At 60.1% G+C, this 17,532-nt stretch carries 15 protein-coding genes and 1 tRNA gene; all 16 read right to left on the bottom strand.

Features of this window, described 5'->3' with window-relative positions; genetic code table 11:
- Position 1 precedes the first annotated feature (1 nt).
- Positions 2 to 2,992 (bottom strand): type I restriction endonuclease subunit R, encoded by a 2,991-nt coding sequence (locus F753_RS46830; protein WP_023446979.1) that lies wholly within the window; start codon positions 2,990 to 2,992, stop codon positions 2 to 4.
- Positions 2,982 to 4,175 (bottom strand): restriction endonuclease subunit S, encoded by a 1,194-nt coding sequence (locus F753_RS46825; RefSeq protein WP_023446978.1) that lies wholly within the window; start codon positions 4,173 to 4,175, stop codon positions 2,982 to 2,984. Before F753_RS46825 ends, F753_RS46830 begins: the two co-directional genes overlap by 11 nt.
- Positions 4,168 to 6,060, bottom strand: a complete 1,893-nt coding sequence (locus tag F753_RS46820; protein WP_023446977.1) for an ATP-binding protein — start codon at positions 6,058 to 6,060, stop codon at positions 4,168 to 4,170. Before F753_RS46820 ends, F753_RS46825 begins: the two co-directional genes overlap by 8 nt.
- Positions 6,053 to 7,591: a type I restriction-modification system subunit M gene (locus F753_RS46815; protein ID WP_031298407.1), complete on the bottom strand. Its 1,539-nt coding sequence runs from the start codon at positions 7,589 to 7,591 to the stop codon at positions 6,053 to 6,055. Before F753_RS46815 ends, F753_RS46820 begins: the two co-directional genes overlap by 8 nt.
- A gap of 89 nt (positions 7,592 to 7,680) precedes the next feature.
- Complete coding sequence (locus tag F753_RS46810) at positions 7,681 to 9,183, bottom strand: type I restriction-modification system subunit M (RefSeq protein ID WP_023446975.1); 1,503 nt, start codon at positions 9,181 to 9,183, stop codon at positions 7,681 to 7,683.
- A complete protein-coding gene (locus F753_RS46805) occupies positions 9,180 to 9,377 on the bottom strand; it encodes a hypothetical protein (RefSeq protein ID WP_011806707.1) in 198 nt (65 codons plus the stop codon). Before F753_RS46805 ends, F753_RS46810 begins: the two co-directional genes overlap by 4 nt.
- Positions 9,378 to 9,443: 66 nt before the next feature.
- Complete coding sequence (locus F753_RS46800) at positions 9,444 to 10,487, bottom strand: site-specific integrase (RefSeq protein ID WP_209320158.1); 1,044 nt, start codon at positions 10,485 to 10,487, stop codon at positions 9,444 to 9,446.
- A 14-nt stretch (positions 10,488 to 10,501) separates the two neighbouring features.
- Positions 10,502 to 11,392 (bottom strand): hypothetical protein, encoded by an 891-nt coding sequence (locus F753_RS46795; protein ID WP_023446973.1) that lies wholly within the window; start codon positions 11,390 to 11,392, stop codon positions 10,502 to 10,504.
- Positions 11,389 to 11,610, bottom strand: a complete 222-nt coding sequence (locus tag F753_RS46790) for a helix-turn-helix transcriptional regulator (RefSeq protein ID WP_023446972.1) — start codon at positions 11,608 to 11,610, stop codon at positions 11,389 to 11,391. Before F753_RS46790 ends, F753_RS46795 begins: the two co-directional genes overlap by 4 nt.
- Before the next feature lie 141 nt (positions 11,611 to 11,751).
- Positions 11,752 to 12,561 (bottom strand): hypothetical protein, encoded by an 810-nt coding sequence (locus F753_RS46785; RefSeq protein ID WP_023446971.1) that lies wholly within the window; start codon positions 12,559 to 12,561, stop codon positions 11,752 to 11,754.
- Entirely contained in the window at positions 12,558 to 13,736 is a 1,179-nt protein-coding gene (locus tag F753_RS46780) for a tyrosine-type recombinase/integrase (protein WP_023446970.1), read from the bottom strand. The genes F753_RS46785 and F753_RS46780 overlap by 4 nt, the downstream gene beginning before the upstream one ends.
- A 217-nt stretch (positions 13,737 to 13,953) precedes the next feature.
- Entirely contained in the window at positions 13,954 to 15,054 is a 1,101-nt protein-coding gene (gene ychF, locus F753_RS46775) for a redox-regulated ATPase YchF (protein ID WP_023446969.1), read from the bottom strand.
- A 24-nt stretch (positions 15,055 to 15,078) separates the two neighbouring features.
- A complete protein-coding gene (gene pth, locus F753_RS46770; RefSeq protein WP_014819341.1) occupies positions 15,079 to 15,663 on the bottom strand; it encodes an aminoacyl-tRNA hydrolase in 585 nt (194 codons plus the stop codon).
- Positions 15,664 to 15,696: 33 nt separating this feature from the next.
- Positions 15,697 to 16,314: a 50S ribosomal protein L25/general stress protein Ctc gene (locus F753_RS46765; protein ID WP_023446968.1), complete on the bottom strand. Its 618-nt coding sequence runs from the start codon at positions 16,312 to 16,314 to the stop codon at positions 15,697 to 15,699.
- A 120-nt stretch (positions 16,315 to 16,434) separates the two neighbouring features.
- Positions 16,435 to 17,376, bottom strand: coding sequence for a ribose-phosphate pyrophosphokinase (locus F753_RS46760; RefSeq protein ID WP_003294564.1), 942 nt, complete (start codon positions 17,374 to 17,376; stop codon positions 16,435 to 16,437).
- 78 nt (positions 17,377 to 17,454) lie between these two features.
- A tRNA-Gln gene (locus F753_RS46755) sits at positions 17,455 to 17,529 on the bottom strand.
- Positions 17,530 to 17,532 lie beyond the last annotated feature (3 nt).

Below are 17,532 nucleotides of genomic sequence, written 5' to 3'. Positions count from 1 at the left end.
CTCAGTAATACTGCCGGATGTAGCTGTAGGCCTTCTCGAACAGCTCTTCATCCGCATGCAGCTTGTATTTGAAGAGGGCTTTGCGCAGGGCCTTCTTGACTTCACGCTCGCCGGCCTGCGTACCTTGCCAGCCCGGGAAGCGGACCAGTCGCACTATCTCGTCGATATCCGTGACCACGCGTTCGACCATGATGGGCGTCTCAGAAGTCTTGACCTCGTTGAACAACTCGGTGAGAGCCGCCTTACCGCGATCCTCGTCCTCTTCGGACGGCACGTCCTTCTCGGCCTGCAGCGTCTCCTTGGCGATCTCCAGCAACTGCTTCAGAAACTCGACGCTGTTGATCTGCCCGGATTCGAAGCGGTCCTTCAGCGCATCGAGCCGCTCCGACAGCTTCTTGAACTTGGGGTTGCCGCCATGCCCGCGCAGCCGGCGCTTGAGCTTGATCTCAATCTCCTTGGCCTTCTTCGGGTCTGGGTTCGACAGCACCGCTTCCAGCAGATCAGCGTCCAGCACCAAGGTGTCGAGGTCATCCCGCACCGCGTCGACATGCACGTTCTGGTGGATCAGCTCGATGGTCTTGGCGCCCAGCGAATGCCAGATCAACTTGCCGTGGCCACTAGAGGGCTGTACCGACTGGTACACCTGCGACAACCACTTGTAGTCCTTCTCGAAGGGGCCCAGAACGGTGTCCGGTGACAGCGCCTCCCAGATCTTGTTGAGCACGCTGTACTCGGCAGCAAAGTTGTCTCGCACCTCGTTATTGGGCAGACACTGCTGCGCGGCGATCAGGCCCTCGTAGCCTTGCAAACTGCGATCGCAGCCAGAGAAGAAGGCCAGGCACTTCTGCATGGCTTCGGGCAGCTTGTCCTTCAACTCCTGGATGTTGCTGACCACCTGCTTGACGCTCTGGTCGTCGAATTCCAGCGCCGCCGCGACGTCATCGAAGATGCCGAGGTAGTCCACGATCAGGCCGTGGGTCTTCTGCTCGGAGTAGGTACGGTTCACCCGGCAGATGGCCTGGAGCAGCGTGTGGTCGCGCAGCGGCTTGTCCAGGTACATGGCCTGCAGGATGGGCGCGTCGAAGCCGGTCAGCAGCTTAGCGGTGACGATGATCAGCTTCAGCGGGTCGGCCGGGTCGCGGAAGCGATCGAGCAGTCGCTCTTCTTCATCGCGGCTTCGGTCGTAAGGCGCGTACTCAGGGTGTTCTTTTTTGTCCGCCGCCTGCACCGACATCACGATGTCTGTAGCCTCGGGCGGCAGCAGCTTGTCCAGCTCGGCCTTGAACAGCAGGCAGGACTCGCGATCGAACGTTACGATCTGGCCCTTGAAGCCATTGGGCTCCACCTTGGCCTGAAAGTGCTCGACGATGTCTTCGCACACCTTGCGGATGCGCTCAGGCGTCTTCACCAGCACGGCCATCTTGGCGGCGGTTTTAGCGAGGTTGTCCTTGTCGAGATCCGAGAGGCCGCCGGTCAGGTCTTTGTAGGCGGCGTCCAGCGCTGCCTTGTCGATGTGCAGATCGATCAAGCGCGGTTCAAAGTGCAGTTTCAGTGTGGCACCGTCGCGGATCGACTCCTCGAAGCCGTAGCGGCTCATGTAGCCTTTCTCGTCCTCGTCTGCACCAAAGGCGTAGAAGGTGTTGCGGTCGGCACGGTTGATCGGCGTACCGGTCAGGCCGAACAGAAACGCGTTGGGCAGGGCCTCACGCATCTTGCGGCCCAGGTCGCCTTCCTGTGTGCGGTGAGCCTCGTCTACTAGGGCAATGATGTTGCTGCGGTCGTTCAGGCTGCCGGTGGCCTCGCCGAACTTGAAGATCGTGGTGATGATGATCTTGCGCACGTCTTGCGCCAGCAGCTGCTGCAGCTTCTCGCGGCTGTCCGCCTTTTCCAGATTGGGGATGTCCGCCCCGGTGAATGTGCCAGTGATCTGGCTGTCGAGATCGATGCGATCCACCACGATCAGCACAGTGGGGTTCTTCAGGCCGGCATGCATGCGCAGCTTTTGCGCAGCGAAGACCATCAGCAGTGATTTTCCCGAGCCCTGGAAATGCCAGATCAAGCCCTTCCTGGGGTAGCCCGCCAGCACGCGCTCGACGATCTTGTTGGCTGCTTCAAACTGCTGGTAGCGGCAAATGATCTTGATGCGCTGCTTTTTCTTGTTGGTGGCGAACAGGGTGAAGCTGCCGAGAATGTCCAGCACCACATGCGGGCGCAGCATGCTTTCAGCGGACAGCTTGAGCGACTTCAGCGGGTGGTGCTGACCATCCTCGCCATCACCATCCAGATGCCAAGGGCCCCAGTCCTTGACTGGTAGCCCGATGGAGCCATAGCGGTACGCCTTGCCCTCGGTGGCCACCGAGAACACGTTGCAGACGAAGAGCTCAGGAACGAACTTCTCGTAGTCGTCGTGCACCTGCACCGCGCCATCGACCCAACTGATGCATTTCTTGACCGGCGTCTTGGCCTCGATCAGCACCAGCGGCAGCCCGTTGACCAACAACACCAGATCGGCGCGGCGCTCGGTGGGGCCTGCGCGGTAGATGAACTGCTGGGTGACGATGTACTGGTTCTGCGCCAGATCATCCAGGTCGATCAGCCGCACCGACACATGCTCGTTGTTGGGGCCGAAGGGCATCGAGCGCTCGCCACGCATCCAGGCGGTCATTTCCTCGTTGGCGCAGATCAGGCCATCCGAGCGCACCGACAGCACGATGGCGCGCAGCTTGTAGAGCACCTCGTCGGCGCGGTCGGGCTGAGCGGCAATCTCCGGGTTCAGCCGAATCAGCGCCTCACGCAGCCAGGGCTCGACCAGCACTTCCTGAATCTGGCGCGGCACCTCAGCCGGGGCGGCGTAACGCCAGCCGATGCCTTTGGGGCTGGGACCGTAGCTGGCTTGAGGTTCCTGGGCTGTGTTGGCCGGGACAGCCTTGATGGGACCGGCGAGAAGATCGCGGACGTAGGCTTCGACGGTATTTGATTCGTTAAATGCCATTTCCGCCCCCATTCTCAATCGACCTAAGCGCATGCATTTTCAGGTTCTGTGCAGCCGTCATGCGAGTAGCAATGTTCTTCCGAGCTGATCGAATTGCTCTCATCTCTGCCAGCAGATCATCCTGTTCTTCTACTTCCGGCACTTTGAGTGCGTGTTGGCGAATGTCAGCACCGTTGATTTTCCAGATTCCGTTTGTGGATTTGGCGCGCGAGATCAGCCGGTTATGAGTGCTCTGGCTGTTCCACTGCAATACCGCAAACTCCGGCCTGATGATCTTCTCGTCAAACTTGAGTCGAATCAGCAGATCTGGATAGAAACACCCCTTTGGCACGACATCGACAAGGCCGCATCTGCCGGTGAGTAGCTTGTTGCCATTTCCACGAACAACAAGTACATCGTTTGCCTTCAGTTCAAACGCAGCAGCTTCAGCATCGGATATCTCGGCGTACTTCGTATTGCCTTCGGCAACAATACGTCCATCCCGCACGGCGCCGATGCTGAGGGTTGGATATCCACGTTCGTCAGCATTTGCTTTCGGGGATAGACCGTTCTTTGGTCCGAGTGGAACGAGTTTGTCGACCGTGATGACACGATCAGCCGGTACTGAAGCAAGCGCGTCTTCAATTCGTGAGTTTTCTAGTGCTGTTGTCGCTAGGTCAGCTTCCGAAAGCGAAGCCAAGCAGCCTTCAATGGAGGTGAGAAGTTTGACGAGCCGATGCTGCTCATCCATCGGCGGGAGCATGAACTCAAAGTCCGCCAAACTCGTCCAGTTCGTGCGGGGGCTCAAAGAACCAGCCGACGTGCCTACAGCGTGATCGAAGAAGGCGTCGGTCTGGCAAATGAATGGCAGCAGCTCCGGCAGCAAAACCTGTGCGTCCTTGGTCTCCAGTACGTAGATGTCCCCGGAACACACCCCGGAGAAATCCGCCACAGCCACCTTGCGCTGATAAGCGCGTCGCTTGCCGAACAGCACTTGCCCCGGTTGAAACACGCTGGTGAAGGTCACGCCGTCAGCGACGTTGCCCCAACGGCGGATGCGCAAATCACCGGGTTCGAGATGCTCCAGGCCCACGTAGCGTTCAATGCCATCGGCCATTGGGTCTTTGCTACGCGCTTTGGACAGTCGGACCACATCGCCAAACTTCACTCGACGCCAGCCGGGCTTCAAATCCCTTTCAATCATTGCTCTTGTCCTCGCCCTCTGGGGCGACATACGCCTGGTGTGGGTGTTTGGCGCTTTCCGGGTAGCGGAAACGTAATTGGCCGTCACGCACCATGGGTATTAGGTGTTTGTTGCGCAGGTAGTCGCGGTCTTTTCCCAGCAAGGTTGCAAGTTGATCACCGCTCTGGGGCGCCCACTGACAAAGGCGTCGGATACCGTTACGCAAGGCTTCGCTGCTGATCCGGCCCTGCAAGGTTGCAAGTAAGGTTGCAAGCTCAGACGGCAAGGTTGCAAGCTGAGGGTTGCATGCTTGCTGGCCCGCTACCGCCTCTGCAGGCTGAGGCTGGCCAACAGGAGGGGTGTCTGCGGGGACATCCAACGGCAGCTCTGACTGTGCGCTCTCCAGAGTCGGACGAGGCTCATTACCGGCCAGGGTGTAATAGGTGCGACTGCCTGCACCCTGCTTCTCAAGCAGGCCCCGGTCGCGCAGCCGGCGCAGTACCATGCTGGCGGCCAGGGTATCCGAGCCACAGAAGTCGCGGCAGGCGGTGTTATCCACCGCGCCGGTTGCCCGCACATAGATCAGCACCTTGGCTTCGTCGGGGCCCAATGTGCTGCCCGCATAATTGCGCAGCCAGGTGTGGTCTTCTTCGGTGAGCAGGTTGTGCAGAAACAGGGTGAGCTTAAATTCATTGGCCTGCCGGTCTGAGTGGAACTCTGGCAGCGGCAAGCCTGCATCCGCAGCCAGGCGACGCATGGCACGAATCCCCGTACCCTTGGCTTCGGCCAGATGCAGATCATGCAGCACCGCTGCAATGGCTGGGTTGCGCAGACGTGAACCTGGCAAGCCCAGCTGCGCTGGCTCCTTGAGGGAGTAGCCGACGTTACGAATTTCGATGCGGTTGCTGTAGCGAATGATCTGCGTCGGGCTGTGTAGGGTGTAGTTGCGGTGCATGGCGGCATTGGCCAAGGCTTCGCGGATCACCTTGCGCGGCAGAATGGGCTCTTGCACGCTCTGTAGCTGGCCCTCTGGCAGGCGAAAGCCTTTAGGTAGCTCATCAATAATGCTGGCTTCGGCGAGCGGCAATGCCAGTATCAGGGGCTTGCGGATGTCGATGGATTGGAAGCGATTTTCTGGATCTTCGACCCATTCGTTGCCCGGTACACGTATGTAGTCAATACGCACCATGGGCAGCAATCTGCGCAAAGCTAGCGGTTTACCGAACAAAACGATGCCAGCCAATGTGGGTTGCAAAGCACCATCCACACGCCTTAGTGCCCCCAGCGCTTCGAGCATGTCTTCGTCGCCATAGTCCAGCTCTTCGGCCTGGGGGTTGATGCGGGCACGCTCACGCCGATACGCGGCAATCGCGGTCGGGTCAAAGTCGTCGGCGCGGGCATCAGAAAGAATGCTTGAATCAGGGCCATGCAAGGGCTGGCTTTCACCGCGCAACACCCAGAGGTCTTCATCGACGCAGCGCTGGTCGCTTGAGCCGATGCGGCGGTAAGCGCCGCCTGGTAGGCCCGTGGCTTTTTTGTAGACGGGTTTGTGAGTGACGTCAGCCTCGGGCACATAAACCACCAGCAGCGTCTTGCCACCCACCTGCTCCAACTGCATCTCTGGCCGCAGAGCGACGTTGAGCATGCTGGCACACTGGCTGGCGAGATCACGCTGCATCTTGTCCGGATCGGGCAACCCCACCGGCCGGTACACGGTATCGCCCTTGTCGTTGATCGCCCAGTCCACGCCCAGTAGCAGGTAGCCGCCATCCAGACCGGGCTCGTTGGCAAAGGCGATGACCGTTTCCATCACCGACTTACCCATGTCGCTGGCACGCTTGGCTTCGATGCGGGCGGACTCGTCCACCGCATTGAGTTCATCCAGTAGATCGGTAGCGCTACGCATCGGCTGCCTCCTGAGCGACGAGGCCATCGAGCGTTTCGACCAGCGCATCCATCTGTTGCCAGAACGCGCGGCCATCGGTTTGCCATTGGTCCCAGGCCGAGCGCAGCGATACTGCGTCACCATTGCTGTCGGTGGCGATGGCGGCAGCAATGCGCTTCACATACAGCGGGATCGAGAGGTTTCCCGCATTGATACCGATTTCGGCCAGGGTGGCAACCTTGGCGAAATCGGGCACATCGGTAAAGGTCTTGTAAGTGCTCAGGATGCGCTGCTGGTGCTCGGGCTTGAGAAAGCTCTGCGCGCGCTCGCGGGTCACCTCGTTCACCGCGTCGATGAAGATCACCTTGCCCTTGCGAGCGGCGGCCTTCTTGCGGTTGCAGATGACGATGCACGACTCCATCGGGGAGTTGTAGAACAGGTTGGGGCCCAAGCCGATGACGGCCTCGACCCAGTCCTGCTCGACCATCTTGGCGCGCATGGACTGTTCTTCGTTACGGAACAGCACGCCGTGGGGCCAGAGCACGGCGCAGCGCCCCTTGGCGGTGAGGCTGGTCAGGATGTGCTGCTGGAAGGCGTAATCGGCGCGGCCCTGCGGCGGCGTACCCAGGGAGTTGCGGCCCCACTTGTCACTGCTCCAGGCCTCGCGATTCCACTGCTTGATGGAGTACGGCGGGTTGGCCAGGATCACGTCGAACTGGCGCAGGCGATCGCCTTCGATGTGTTTGGGTTCGGCCAGGGTGTCACCCCGAATGATCTCGAAGTCCTCCACGCCATGCAGGAACAGGTTCATGCGGGCAATGGATGAGGTGATGAGATTGCGCTCTTGCCCGTAGAGCTTGAGCGTGCGGTACTCGCCGCCCGAGCGCTTCACTTCGTCCAAGGCCGAGATCAGCATGCCGCCGGTGCCACAGGTAGGATCGTAGATCGACTCACCCGCCTGCGGTGCCAGGAGTTGCGTCATCAAGTGCACGACGGTGCGGTTGGTATAGAACTCGGCCGCCGTGTGGCCGGAGTCGTCGGCGAACTTCTTGATCAGGTACTCGTAGGCGTTGCCCAACTCGTCCTCGGGGACGTTGGCCACCGAGAGCGTCTGCGTCGAGAAGTGCTCGATGAGGTTTTTCAGCGTTTCGTCGGGCAGACGCTCGCGGTTGGTCCAGGGGGCATCGCCGAAGATACCGTCGAGCAGATCGGGGTTGGCGGTCTCGATGGCGCGCATGGCCTTCTGGATGGCGGCACCGACGTTCTTCGGGGTCTGGCGTATATCGTTCCAGTGCGCGCCCTCGGGAATCTGGAAGCGGTGGTTCTCCGCGAACTGCGCGTAAGAGAGGTCACCGCCCGAGTTGGCCAGCGCTGCCTGGTATTCCTCGTCCCAGACATCCGAGACCCGCTTGTAAAACAGCAGCGGGAAGATGAACTGCTTGTAGTCACCCGCGTCGATGAGACCGCGCAGCAGCACGGCTGCTCCCCACAGGTAGCCTTCGAGTTCTTGTTGAGTGATGCGCTTGCTGCCCCAAGCTTTCTCTTCTTCCATCTGGGCAAACTTTTCCTTCAGTCGAGCGCGCGCAGCATTCGCCATTTCTTCAGTAAAGATCTTGTTGTCTTTGAATGGGCGGTCCGAGCTCATTGCAGCCATCCCCCTTCAGTCATGACCTGCGCAAGTCGTTCTTCGGCTTCACGGCAGCGGGTGAGCGCGTCCTTGAATGCCGCAATCGCATCGGACAGCGGTGGGATATCTTCTTGCAATGGCGGCAGGACATAGCGCGAAATGTTCAGCGTCCAGTCTTCGGCCTTGATCTCGTCGAGGCTGACCACGCGGACTGCGTCCTGCACATCGGCAAAGCCGCGATACCAGCCGAGGATTTCGGTGGCGTGCTCGGGCTCCAGATAGTTTTGAGCACGACCCCGGCGGAACAGGCGTGACGCATCGGCGATCAGCACCTTCTTCTTGTGCTTGGCCGGCTTGCGCTTGCGCAAGACCAAGATGCACGCGGCGAGGCCGGTGCCGTAGAACAGGTTGGGCGCCAAGCCGATCACCGCCTCGACCAGATCCATCTCCAGCAGCTTCTGACGGATGCTGCCTTCCACACCTTTGCGGAACAGGGCGCCCTGGGGCAGCACCACGGCCATCCGGCCGCTGACGTCGGCCATCGACTTGACCATGTGTTGCACCCAGGCGAAGTCACCGCTGGATGAGGGCGGCAAGCCGGCAAAGTTGCGGCCGAAGGGGTCGTTCAGCCACAGGTCTTCGCCCCACTTTTCCAGCGAGAACGGGGGGTTGGCGATCACGCAGTCGAAGGTGGCCAGTCGGTCGATCTCGAAGAAGGCCGGGTTACGCAGGGTGTCGCCGCGCACCACCTGGAAGTCCTCGATGCCGTGGAGGAACAAGTTCATCCGCGCGATGGATGAGGTAGTGAGGTTCTTCTCTTGTCCGTACAGTTTGCCCCACAGGCGCTTCACGTCGCCATGCTGCTCCTTCACGTGCTGCACGGCGGCCAGCAACATGCCGCCTGTACCGCAGGCCGGGTCGTAGATGGTCTCGGCTTCTTTGGGATCGAGCATGTCGATCATCAGCCGCACGACGCTGCGCGGGGTGTAGAACTCGCCGGCCTTCTTGTTGGTGGCGTCGGCGAACTTCTTGATCAGGTATTCGTAGGCGTCGCCAAGCAGATCCGAGTTGACGTTCTTGTTGCCAAACGGCAGCTTGGAGAAGTGCTCGATCAGGTCCTTGAGCAAGGCATCAGACAGCCGATCCTTGTTCGACCACTGTGCATCGCCGAACACGCCGTAAAGGGTGTCGGGGTTGGCCTTCTCAATCTCGCGCATCGCGCGCTGCAGGGCCGTACCGACATTGCTGGCCTTGGTGCGAACGTCGTTCCAGTGGCAGTCTTCCGGGATCTGGAAGCGGTGCGACTCCGGAAACCAGGCCAGTTGCTCGTCGCCGGTCTCATCAACAATCTCCTGGTACTCCTCGTCCCAGACATCGCAGATTCGCTTGAAGAACAGCAGCGGGAAGATGTAGGTCTTGAAGTCAGCCGCATCCACAGGGCCGCGCAGGATGTTGGCGGATTCCCAGAGGTGGCTTTCAAGCTGGCTGAGTGTGATTGTCGAAGCTGCTTGCGTCATTTGGATGGCGTGCTCTTGACTGGCGTTTTCGCGAGGCCATCGGCGTGCAGATCGTGCGCGCGGGCGTACTCCAGCACCAGGATTTCGATCATCGAAGCCACCGAGCGGCGCTCGCGCTCAGCCGCCAAGCGCAAAAGCTGCTTGATCTCAGCGGAGGTGCGGATGGATAGGGTTTCGTCCTTCAGGCGTGACATGGAAGCGTCTCGTCAGTGATGTCACGCAAATGTACTGCATTTTGCCCCACCTCGCCACGATTCTCGTCAGGGCGTGTATTCCGTGCTTGAGGCGGCTCGATGACGCGGCCCCTTAGCGGTAGTCGGCTTTACAGGGCGCTCCGCCTCGATGGCGATGGGTTGCAGGGCATGCCGGCTGCTGGCCTGATTGGCTTGCCCGTAGTGTCGCCGTGTCTTGGCGCTGGCATGTCCCAGCCCCTGGCTGACTGAGTCCGCAGCCGCGTGCCGTTTCAGGTCGGCCGCCCATTGGTGGCGCAGGCAGTAAGCCGTGATAGCGTGCTTGTGCTTCGGCCAGAGGCTGTGTGCCAGCCGACGGGCTTCGACGGTGAAGTTGACTGGGCTGTCAATGCAAACGAGCAATTCCCGCCGCCCCGCTAGACGGATGCGCAGAGCCTCCAGCAATGGATGAGGATCGTGTGCTCCATAGGCGATCAAGCGGTGCGGCTGGCCTTGATGCGCCTTGACCTTGGCGCCATCGATCTCGAATCTAATCTCGCCCATGCCGCTGCGCGGATTGTTCACCCGGCGAATGTGCACGCCTTGCCGGAGCTCTTCCGGGCGGCAGCCGGTCAGCGCGGCGACCAGAATCGCATCGGCATACTTGCCTTTCGCAGCGCGCTGATACAGTTGCTCGCGCCAGTCGCCGGGGAGGCCGCGCAAGGCTTGCCGCTTGCTGGCACGCTTGCGGCGCTCATCGGTTGGGCCGCTTTGCCGGGCTATATCGAACTCGCGCAGAAATGCACGCTGTTGTTGCAATTGGGCTTGGATGGCCATGACTTGCAACCTGTCCATAGGTCGAGCAGAGAGCGCGGAACGCAGGCTTTTCAGCTGCCCGACAAGATCGGCGTACAGGCAGTAGCGAAGCGCTGCGACGCGTTTGTAGAAGGTTGTCGGACGCTGGGTGGCCGTCATGACTTCGGCCACCCCACCTTCGGCGTAGCGGGCACGCTGCAACAGCGTTCGGCCGAGCTGGCGATAGTCTTGTCTGGTCTTGCTGCTCAAGCTGGCAAACTCATCGGCCGGGAGCATGGCTTGCATCTCGCGTCGGCACGATTCGATCAGCGCAACCATCTCATCCGCGTCGATCATGGCTTCCGGCCCTGAAACATCGCTTTCAAGTCGGCGATGGCCTTTGCGCGTATTTGGCGCTCGCTTTCTGACAACGGCATGGGCTCACGCGATTGAGCGGCAGCAAGGGACTCCTGTCGGTTCTTTCGCCAGCGAGCGATATTCGGCGCGAACTCAGGAATGAAGTCTCCCGCGACAGCGCTATTCATCACGGCCAATAGCCATGAGCGCACGGAGCGGATGCCCGCGTGCTTGCCACTACCGGCTGCCGACAGGACGCCAGCCAGCTCGTCGGCGACAAGCTGTATCTGTTGTGCTGAGAGCGAGGGGCCGAAGCGGCGGGTTACGTCGGCGATGACGCGCAGGTAGGGCAGAAGGGAAGGGTGCGACAAGTCCAAGGGCGCGGAAGCCTCTCCCGTTTTCGGAGAGTTATCCACAGCCCCGGTCTGTAGTAGTGGTTTTATATTTTTAACTACTACTTCTTCCTTGTATTCACCTACACCTATATCACCGCCCTGACCGGCGACGGATGTGCCGTCCACGGTTTCTCCGTCGCCGGCCAAGCCGGCCATGGATGTTTGTGGCACCTTTTGCGAAACGGGTGTCAACACGGACTCCCATCGCCAAAGCCCTTCCTCGTCCTGGAACTTCCTCCGCGCCAGGTAGCCGGCATCTTCCAGTTCGCGCAGTATGCGGCGGCAAAGGTCTCTGCCGAGATGGCCTTTCGCTCGTGACTGATCGTGCAGCACGCGCGGCAGTGCGACAGCGCGCAACTGCCAGTTACGGCCTAGCGAGAGTAAGTGGCAAGCCACGCCTCGCGCTTCATAGCTCAGCCGCGAATCGCGCAGCAGGCTGCAAGGCAGAGACCACCAATATTCCGCAGAGTCATCAATGCGGATGCGGCTCATGACTTCGCCCTCTGGCGAGCCAGACAACCGGCGTGCTCACGCTCCGCCGCCTGGGTCTCAAGCCACGCGTCGATCTCGTGGGCAAAAAAGCCAATCGAACGGCCGCCAGGGCCTAGCCGAACTGGCTTCGGAAAATCTTCAGTCTGGCAAAGTCGCCAGAGGGTTGTCCGGCTGACCGAGATCTTCGTGCAGACATCCTGCGTCTTGATGATTTGCATGCTATTCCTCTTAACGTGTTGAAACACGAAGGGATCATGCAAAAGATCTGGTTATGAAGTCAGGGAGCACGGTTGTCACCTGCACTCCCTATTCTCGGGCCTGAAATCACCCAGCATGCAAACCGGTGTCGAGCAGTGGCCTCAGCTGTGCCAGTCGAATGTTTCACAAAATGGCCGAGACAATCCAAGCTCGTATCCTTGGCAAGATGCCGTAAGGATGCTGCTTGTGGGCAGGGTTGGTTCACGTCCCTCGGAGACGGCTTTAATTATCTGGGACATGTAAAGATTGGGCTCTATCACTGTTTTCTTCAGCAGCACCCGGACTACAACTCCATCGATAGCGACGGTAAATCCTTTGCTGAAACGCCCCAGATAGTGATTGGCGCGATGAGCAGGCGTGGTTTCAGCATCGGCCTTCATGCCGCCTGCAGCATAGATGGCGCCGAGGAGATAGGCGGATGGCTCGTTCGTGCTGTTCACCGAGTGGTACTCGAACTCCTTGCTCCACTTGATCGGAATTCTGAATTGCTGGCAGGTAACGATAAATTGCTTCGCGATCAGCTCCTTGGCCTCATGTTCTCTGCTTGCTCCGGAGGCTGATAGTTGCCTGCTCACGGAGTGTAGCGACTCGCAGAACAGCTTATGGGTAGGCAGGTTCTTCCTCAGAAATTCGGGTAATAGCGCTGCCGACTCTTCGTCCAGGCTTCGAAGCGCCTTGCTTAACCGGGACGCCGCCTCTCGGAGTCTTTTTAGTTGCTCAAGTGTGCCTTCTTCAATTTCAGGGGGCGGCATCGTACGCCAACGAAAACTTTCTGCCAGCCGCAGAAAAGCATTTACACATTGCTCGCGGCGCTGAACGCCATATCGGTCGCAGGTTGCCTCTGCTCTGGTGCGCAGCTCGGCGACGGCATCGGAGTTGGGAATATCTGGAGCCATGATCTTTGTGGTCATGCCTGTGCTTGCTCTTTCCATTCGTCCAATCTGTCCGCCCATTCCTGCATCATGGCGCGACGCTCATCGAAATAGGTGGCGTGGTTGTAGGTACGACGCACATTGTTCTGGTCGGCATGGGCAAGCTGCGCCTCGATGGCATCGGGACGGTAGCCCAACTCGTTAAGACGGGTACTGCCGCTGGTCCGCGTGGCGTGTGGGCTATAGGCGCCACTCCACCCCAAAACCTTGAGTGCCTGGCGAAGCGATGCGGCGGACATAGGGGCGTTGCGATCATCCCGGCCAGGAAACAAGTGCTTGCGGTTGCCGGTAATGGCATGCAGTCCTTTGAGCATCTCCACTGCCTGTCGTGGCAGAGGCACGACGTGCTCCTTGCGTGCTTTCATGCGCTGCGCCGGGATACGCCAAACAGCCTTCTCAAGGTCAAACTCATCCCAGGCCGCCTCGGCCACTTCGGTCGGTCGCGCCAGGGTCCACCACATCAGTTGCATGCAATGACTTACCTGAAAGCTGCAGCGGTGGTTTGCGAAGTCGCTCAGCAGTTTGCCGATCTGCTCTTTACTCAGCGCCGGTTTGTGCTGGGTCTTGTTTGCTGGTAGCGCCTTGCGTACCGGCCAAACCGGGTCGCTGTCCGCTCGCAGGGTGGCGACGGCGAACTCGAATACGGCGGACATGGTGCGCCGCGCCTCGGCGGCGACCGTGGGGGCGCCACGCTTTGCTGTTTTCTGCAGGATGTCCAGGACATGGGTTGGCGTTATTTCGCGAACCGGCATGCTGCCGATACTGGGGAATACCACGCGCTCCAGCATATCCAGACGCCGGTTCTTGGTGACATCTTCCCAGTCCTTTGTCTGCAGCCACTCCTTGGCTACGATCTCGAAGGTGTTCTTAGCTTCGCTGGCTTGCCGGATGCGGTCGAGCTGCCTTTGCTGGGCGGGATTGATGCCTTGCTTGACCAGTTTGCGTGCGGCCTCGCTGCGTTCCCTGGCTTCAGAGAGCGTAACGGCAGGGTATTCGCCAAGCGCAAACATGCTGGCCTTGCCATCCAGTGTGAAGCGGTATCGCCAAGCCTTGACTCCGTTGGGCTTGACTTCGAGGTAAAGCCCGCGCTGGTCATTCAAGCGGTAGAGCTTCTCCTTGGGCTTGGCGTTGCGGCAGTGCGTGTCGGTAAGCATGGTGGCTGACTCCTTGTCATGGCGACAGCGTTACTATACTCATTTATCCGCACGTCCCCCAAGATCCGTACTCACTGTCGTACTCAGCCATGCTTTGGCTGCTCGGGAAACGCGAAGCAGCATCATGAAACAATAAAACCGCGCAACTGCGCGGTTTTATTAGGATTTTCATGGCATCCTGGTGTTTCATGAAACATCAGGAAAACGGCTTGGCTACTCAGACGTTAAAGCGGAAGTGCATGACGTCACCGTCCTTGACGATGTATTCCTTGCCTTCCAGGCGCCACTTGCCGGCTTCCTTGGCGCCGGCTTCGCCTTTGTACTGGATGAAGTCGTCATAGGCGATGACTTCAGCGCGGATGAAGCCTTTCTCAAAATCGGTGTGGATCACCGCGGCCGCCTGCGGAGCGGTCGCACCGATTCTGACGGTCCAGGCGCGGACTTCCTTCACCCCGGCGGTGAAGTAGGTCTGCAGGTTGAGCAGCTCGTAACCGGCGCGGATCACACGGTTCAGACCTGGTTCTTCCATACCCATGGTTTCGAGGAACATCTGCATCTCTTCCAGATCGTCCAGCTCGGCGATCTCGGCCTCGATCTTGTTGCACACCGGCACGACGATGGCGCCTTCTTCCTCGGCGATGGCGTTGACCACGTCCAGGAGCGGGTTGTTCTCGAAACCATCCTCGGCGACGTTGGCGATGTACATCACCGGCTTGGTGGTCAGCAGGTGGAAGGTCTTGGCCAGGCGCTTTTCTTCGTCACTGAAGCTCTTCAGCAGGCTGCGTGCCGGCTTGCCTTCGGTGAGGTGCGGGATCAGCTTCTCCAGCAGCCCCTTCTGTGCGACCGCTTCCTTGTCGCCGCCCTTGGCGGTACGGGCGACGCGCTGCAGCTGCTTCTCGCAGCTGTCGAGGTCGGCCATGATCAGTTCGAGGTCGATGATCTCGATGTCACGCTTGGGGTCCACGCTGTTGGCGACGTGGATGACGTTCTCGTCTTCGAAGCAGCGGACCACATGGGCGATGGCGTCGGTTTCGCGGATGTTGGCGAGGAATTTGTTGCCCAGGCCTTCGCCCTTCGAAGCGCCCGCGACCAGGCCGGCGATGTCGACGAACTCCATGGTGGTCGGGATCACCCGCTCCGGCTTGACGATCGCCGCCAGCGCGTCGAGGCGCGGATCGGGCATCGGCACGATGCCGCTGTTCGGCTCGATGGTGCAGAAGGGAAAGTTCTCAGCCGCGATGCCGGATTTGGTCAGGGCGTTGAACAGGGTGGACTTGCCGACGTTGGGCAGACCGACGATGCCGCAGTTGAATCCCATGGTGATCTTGCCTCGGAGTTAGGTTCAGGCCTTCTGGCTGTGCAGGCGCTGCATCGCGCGGGTCCAGTCGCCGGCCAGGATTTCTGGCACGACATCCAGCGCAAAGTCGATGCTGGCGTCGAGCTTTTCGCGCTCGGTCTGCGGTGCGCGGCCCAGTACGTAGCCACTGACCAGGCTGGCGTGGCCAGGATGGCCGATACCCAGGCGCAGGCGATGAAAGCCGTTCTGATTGCCGAGCTTGGCGATGATGTCACGCAGCCCGTTGTGCCCGCCATGACCGCCACCCTGCTTGAGTTTGGCGACGCCCGGGGGCATATCGAGCTCATCATGGGCGACCAGGATGGACTCGGGGGGAATTCGGAAAAAGCCGGCCAATGCCGCCACCGCCTGACCGCTGCGGTTCATGTAGGTAGTGGGGATAAGCAGGCGGATGTCTTCACCCTGATGGCTGAACTTGCCGACCAGGCCAAAGTACTTGCGATCGTTGCTGAGCGAGACGCCTTCACGGGCAGCCAGACGCTCAACGAAAAGAGCCCCCGCGTTGTGCCGGGTCTGGTCGTATTCAGGGCCTGGGTTTCCCAGGCCGACGATCAGTTTTACGGCAGTCACGACGGGGGCCTCTTCTTCGACTATGCGAGTGAATTACTCGGCAGCGTCTTCTTCTTTCGGAGCGTCTTCCTTGCTCACGCGCGGAGCGTGAACGTTGGCTACCGGCAGGTCGCTGCCGTGGGCCAGGGCGACCAGCTCAACGCCTTTCGGCAGCTTGATGTCGGTCATGTGCAGAACCTGGCCAACTTCGACGTTGATCATGTCGACTTCGATGAATTCCGGCAGGTCTTGCGGCAGGCAGGAAACTTCGACTTCGTTCAGGTTGTGCAGGATTTCGCCGCCTTGCTGCTTCACGCCCACGGAGGTTTCCTGGTTGATGAAGTGCAGGGGAACGGTTGCGGTCAGCTTGTGGCCGGCAACGACGCGAACGAAGTCAGCGTGCAGGACAAAGCTCTTGGCCGGATGGCGCTGCAGTGCCTTGATCAGAACGGATTCGTTCTGGCCGTCGACGTTCAGGTTCAGCACGTGGCTGAAGGAGGCTTCGTTTTCCAGCAGCTTGGCGAAGTCCTTGGCCAGGATGCTGATGGACTGCGGGGCTTTGTCGCCACCGTAGATGACGGCCGGAACCAGGGCGGCGTTACGACGCAGGCGGCGGCTCGCACCTTTCCCCAGGTCGGAACGCACTTGGGCATTCAGAGTGAAATCGTTCATGGTGATTCTCCAGTAGCAACATTACCTGTCGCGCTTGCGACCAGCGCTCGGGCTGTTGGGCAAAAAGCCCCGCACGAGGCGGGGCACATTACGTTCAGTGCGATTCGCGAAGCTTTTCGCTTAGCGGAACATCGCGCTGATCGATTCGGCATTGCTGATGCGGCGAACCGCTTCAGCCACCACTGGCGCGATGTCCAGTTGGCGAATTCGGGTGCAGGACTGTGCGGCAGCCGACAGCGGGATGGTGTTGGTCACCACCAGCTCGTCAAGCACGGAGCCTTCGATGTTCTCGATGGCGCGGCCGGACAAGATCGGGTGTGTGCAGTAGGCGTAGACCTTGGCGGCGCCATGATCCTTCAGCGCCTTGGCTGCATGGCACAGGGTGCCGGCGGTATCGACCATGTCATCGACGAGGATGCAGGTACGGCCTTCGATATCACCGATGATGTGCATCACTTCGGACTGGTTGGCTTTCGGCCGACGCTTGTCGATGATCGCCAGGTCGACGCCGAGGGATTTGGCCACCGCACGGGCGCGGACTACACCACCGATGTCCGGGGAGACGATCATCAGGTTCTCGAAGCGCTGAGCCTGGATGTCGTCGACCAGGACCGGCGAGCCGTAGATGTTGTCCACCGGCATGTCGAAGAAGCCCTGGATCTGGTCGGCGTGCAGGTCAACGGTCAGCACACGGTTGACGCCAACGACGTCGAGCATGTCGGCCACGACCTTGGCGCTGATCGGTACACGGGCAGAGCGCGGGCGACGATCCTGGCGGGCATAACCGAAGTAGGGGATCACTGCGGTGATGCGCGACGCCGAGGAGCGGCGGAAGGCGTCGGCCAGTACCACCAGTTCCATCAGGTTGTCGTTGGTCGGAGCGCAGGTCGGCTGGATCAGAAATACGTCCTTACCGCGAACGTTCTCGTTGATCTCGACACTGATTTCGCCGTCGGAGAACTTTCCGACGTAGGCATCACCGAGGGGGATATGCAGCTGACGTACGACACGCCGGGCCAGGTCGGGGTTGGCGTTCCCCGTGAAGACCATCATCTTGGACACGCGCAGTACCTGCCTGAGGGTGGGTCCGATGAATAAAAAGCTGTTCAAAAGGCGAGCTTCTGAACAGCTTCAAGTGTATGGCAGGGGCGGCTGGATTCGAACCAACGCATGCCAGGATCAAAACCTGGTGCCTTACCGCTTGGCGACGCCCCTGTA

It is taken from the genome of Stutzerimonas chloritidismutans AW-1, assembly GCF_000495915.1.
In the GTDB taxonomy this organism is placed as follows: Bacteria; Pseudomonadota; Gammaproteobacteria; order Pseudomonadales; family Pseudomonadaceae; genus Stutzerimonas; species Stutzerimonas chloritidismutans.
Note: the sequence above shows the minus strand (reverse complement) of the source record. Positions and strands in the feature narration are given on the sequence as shown.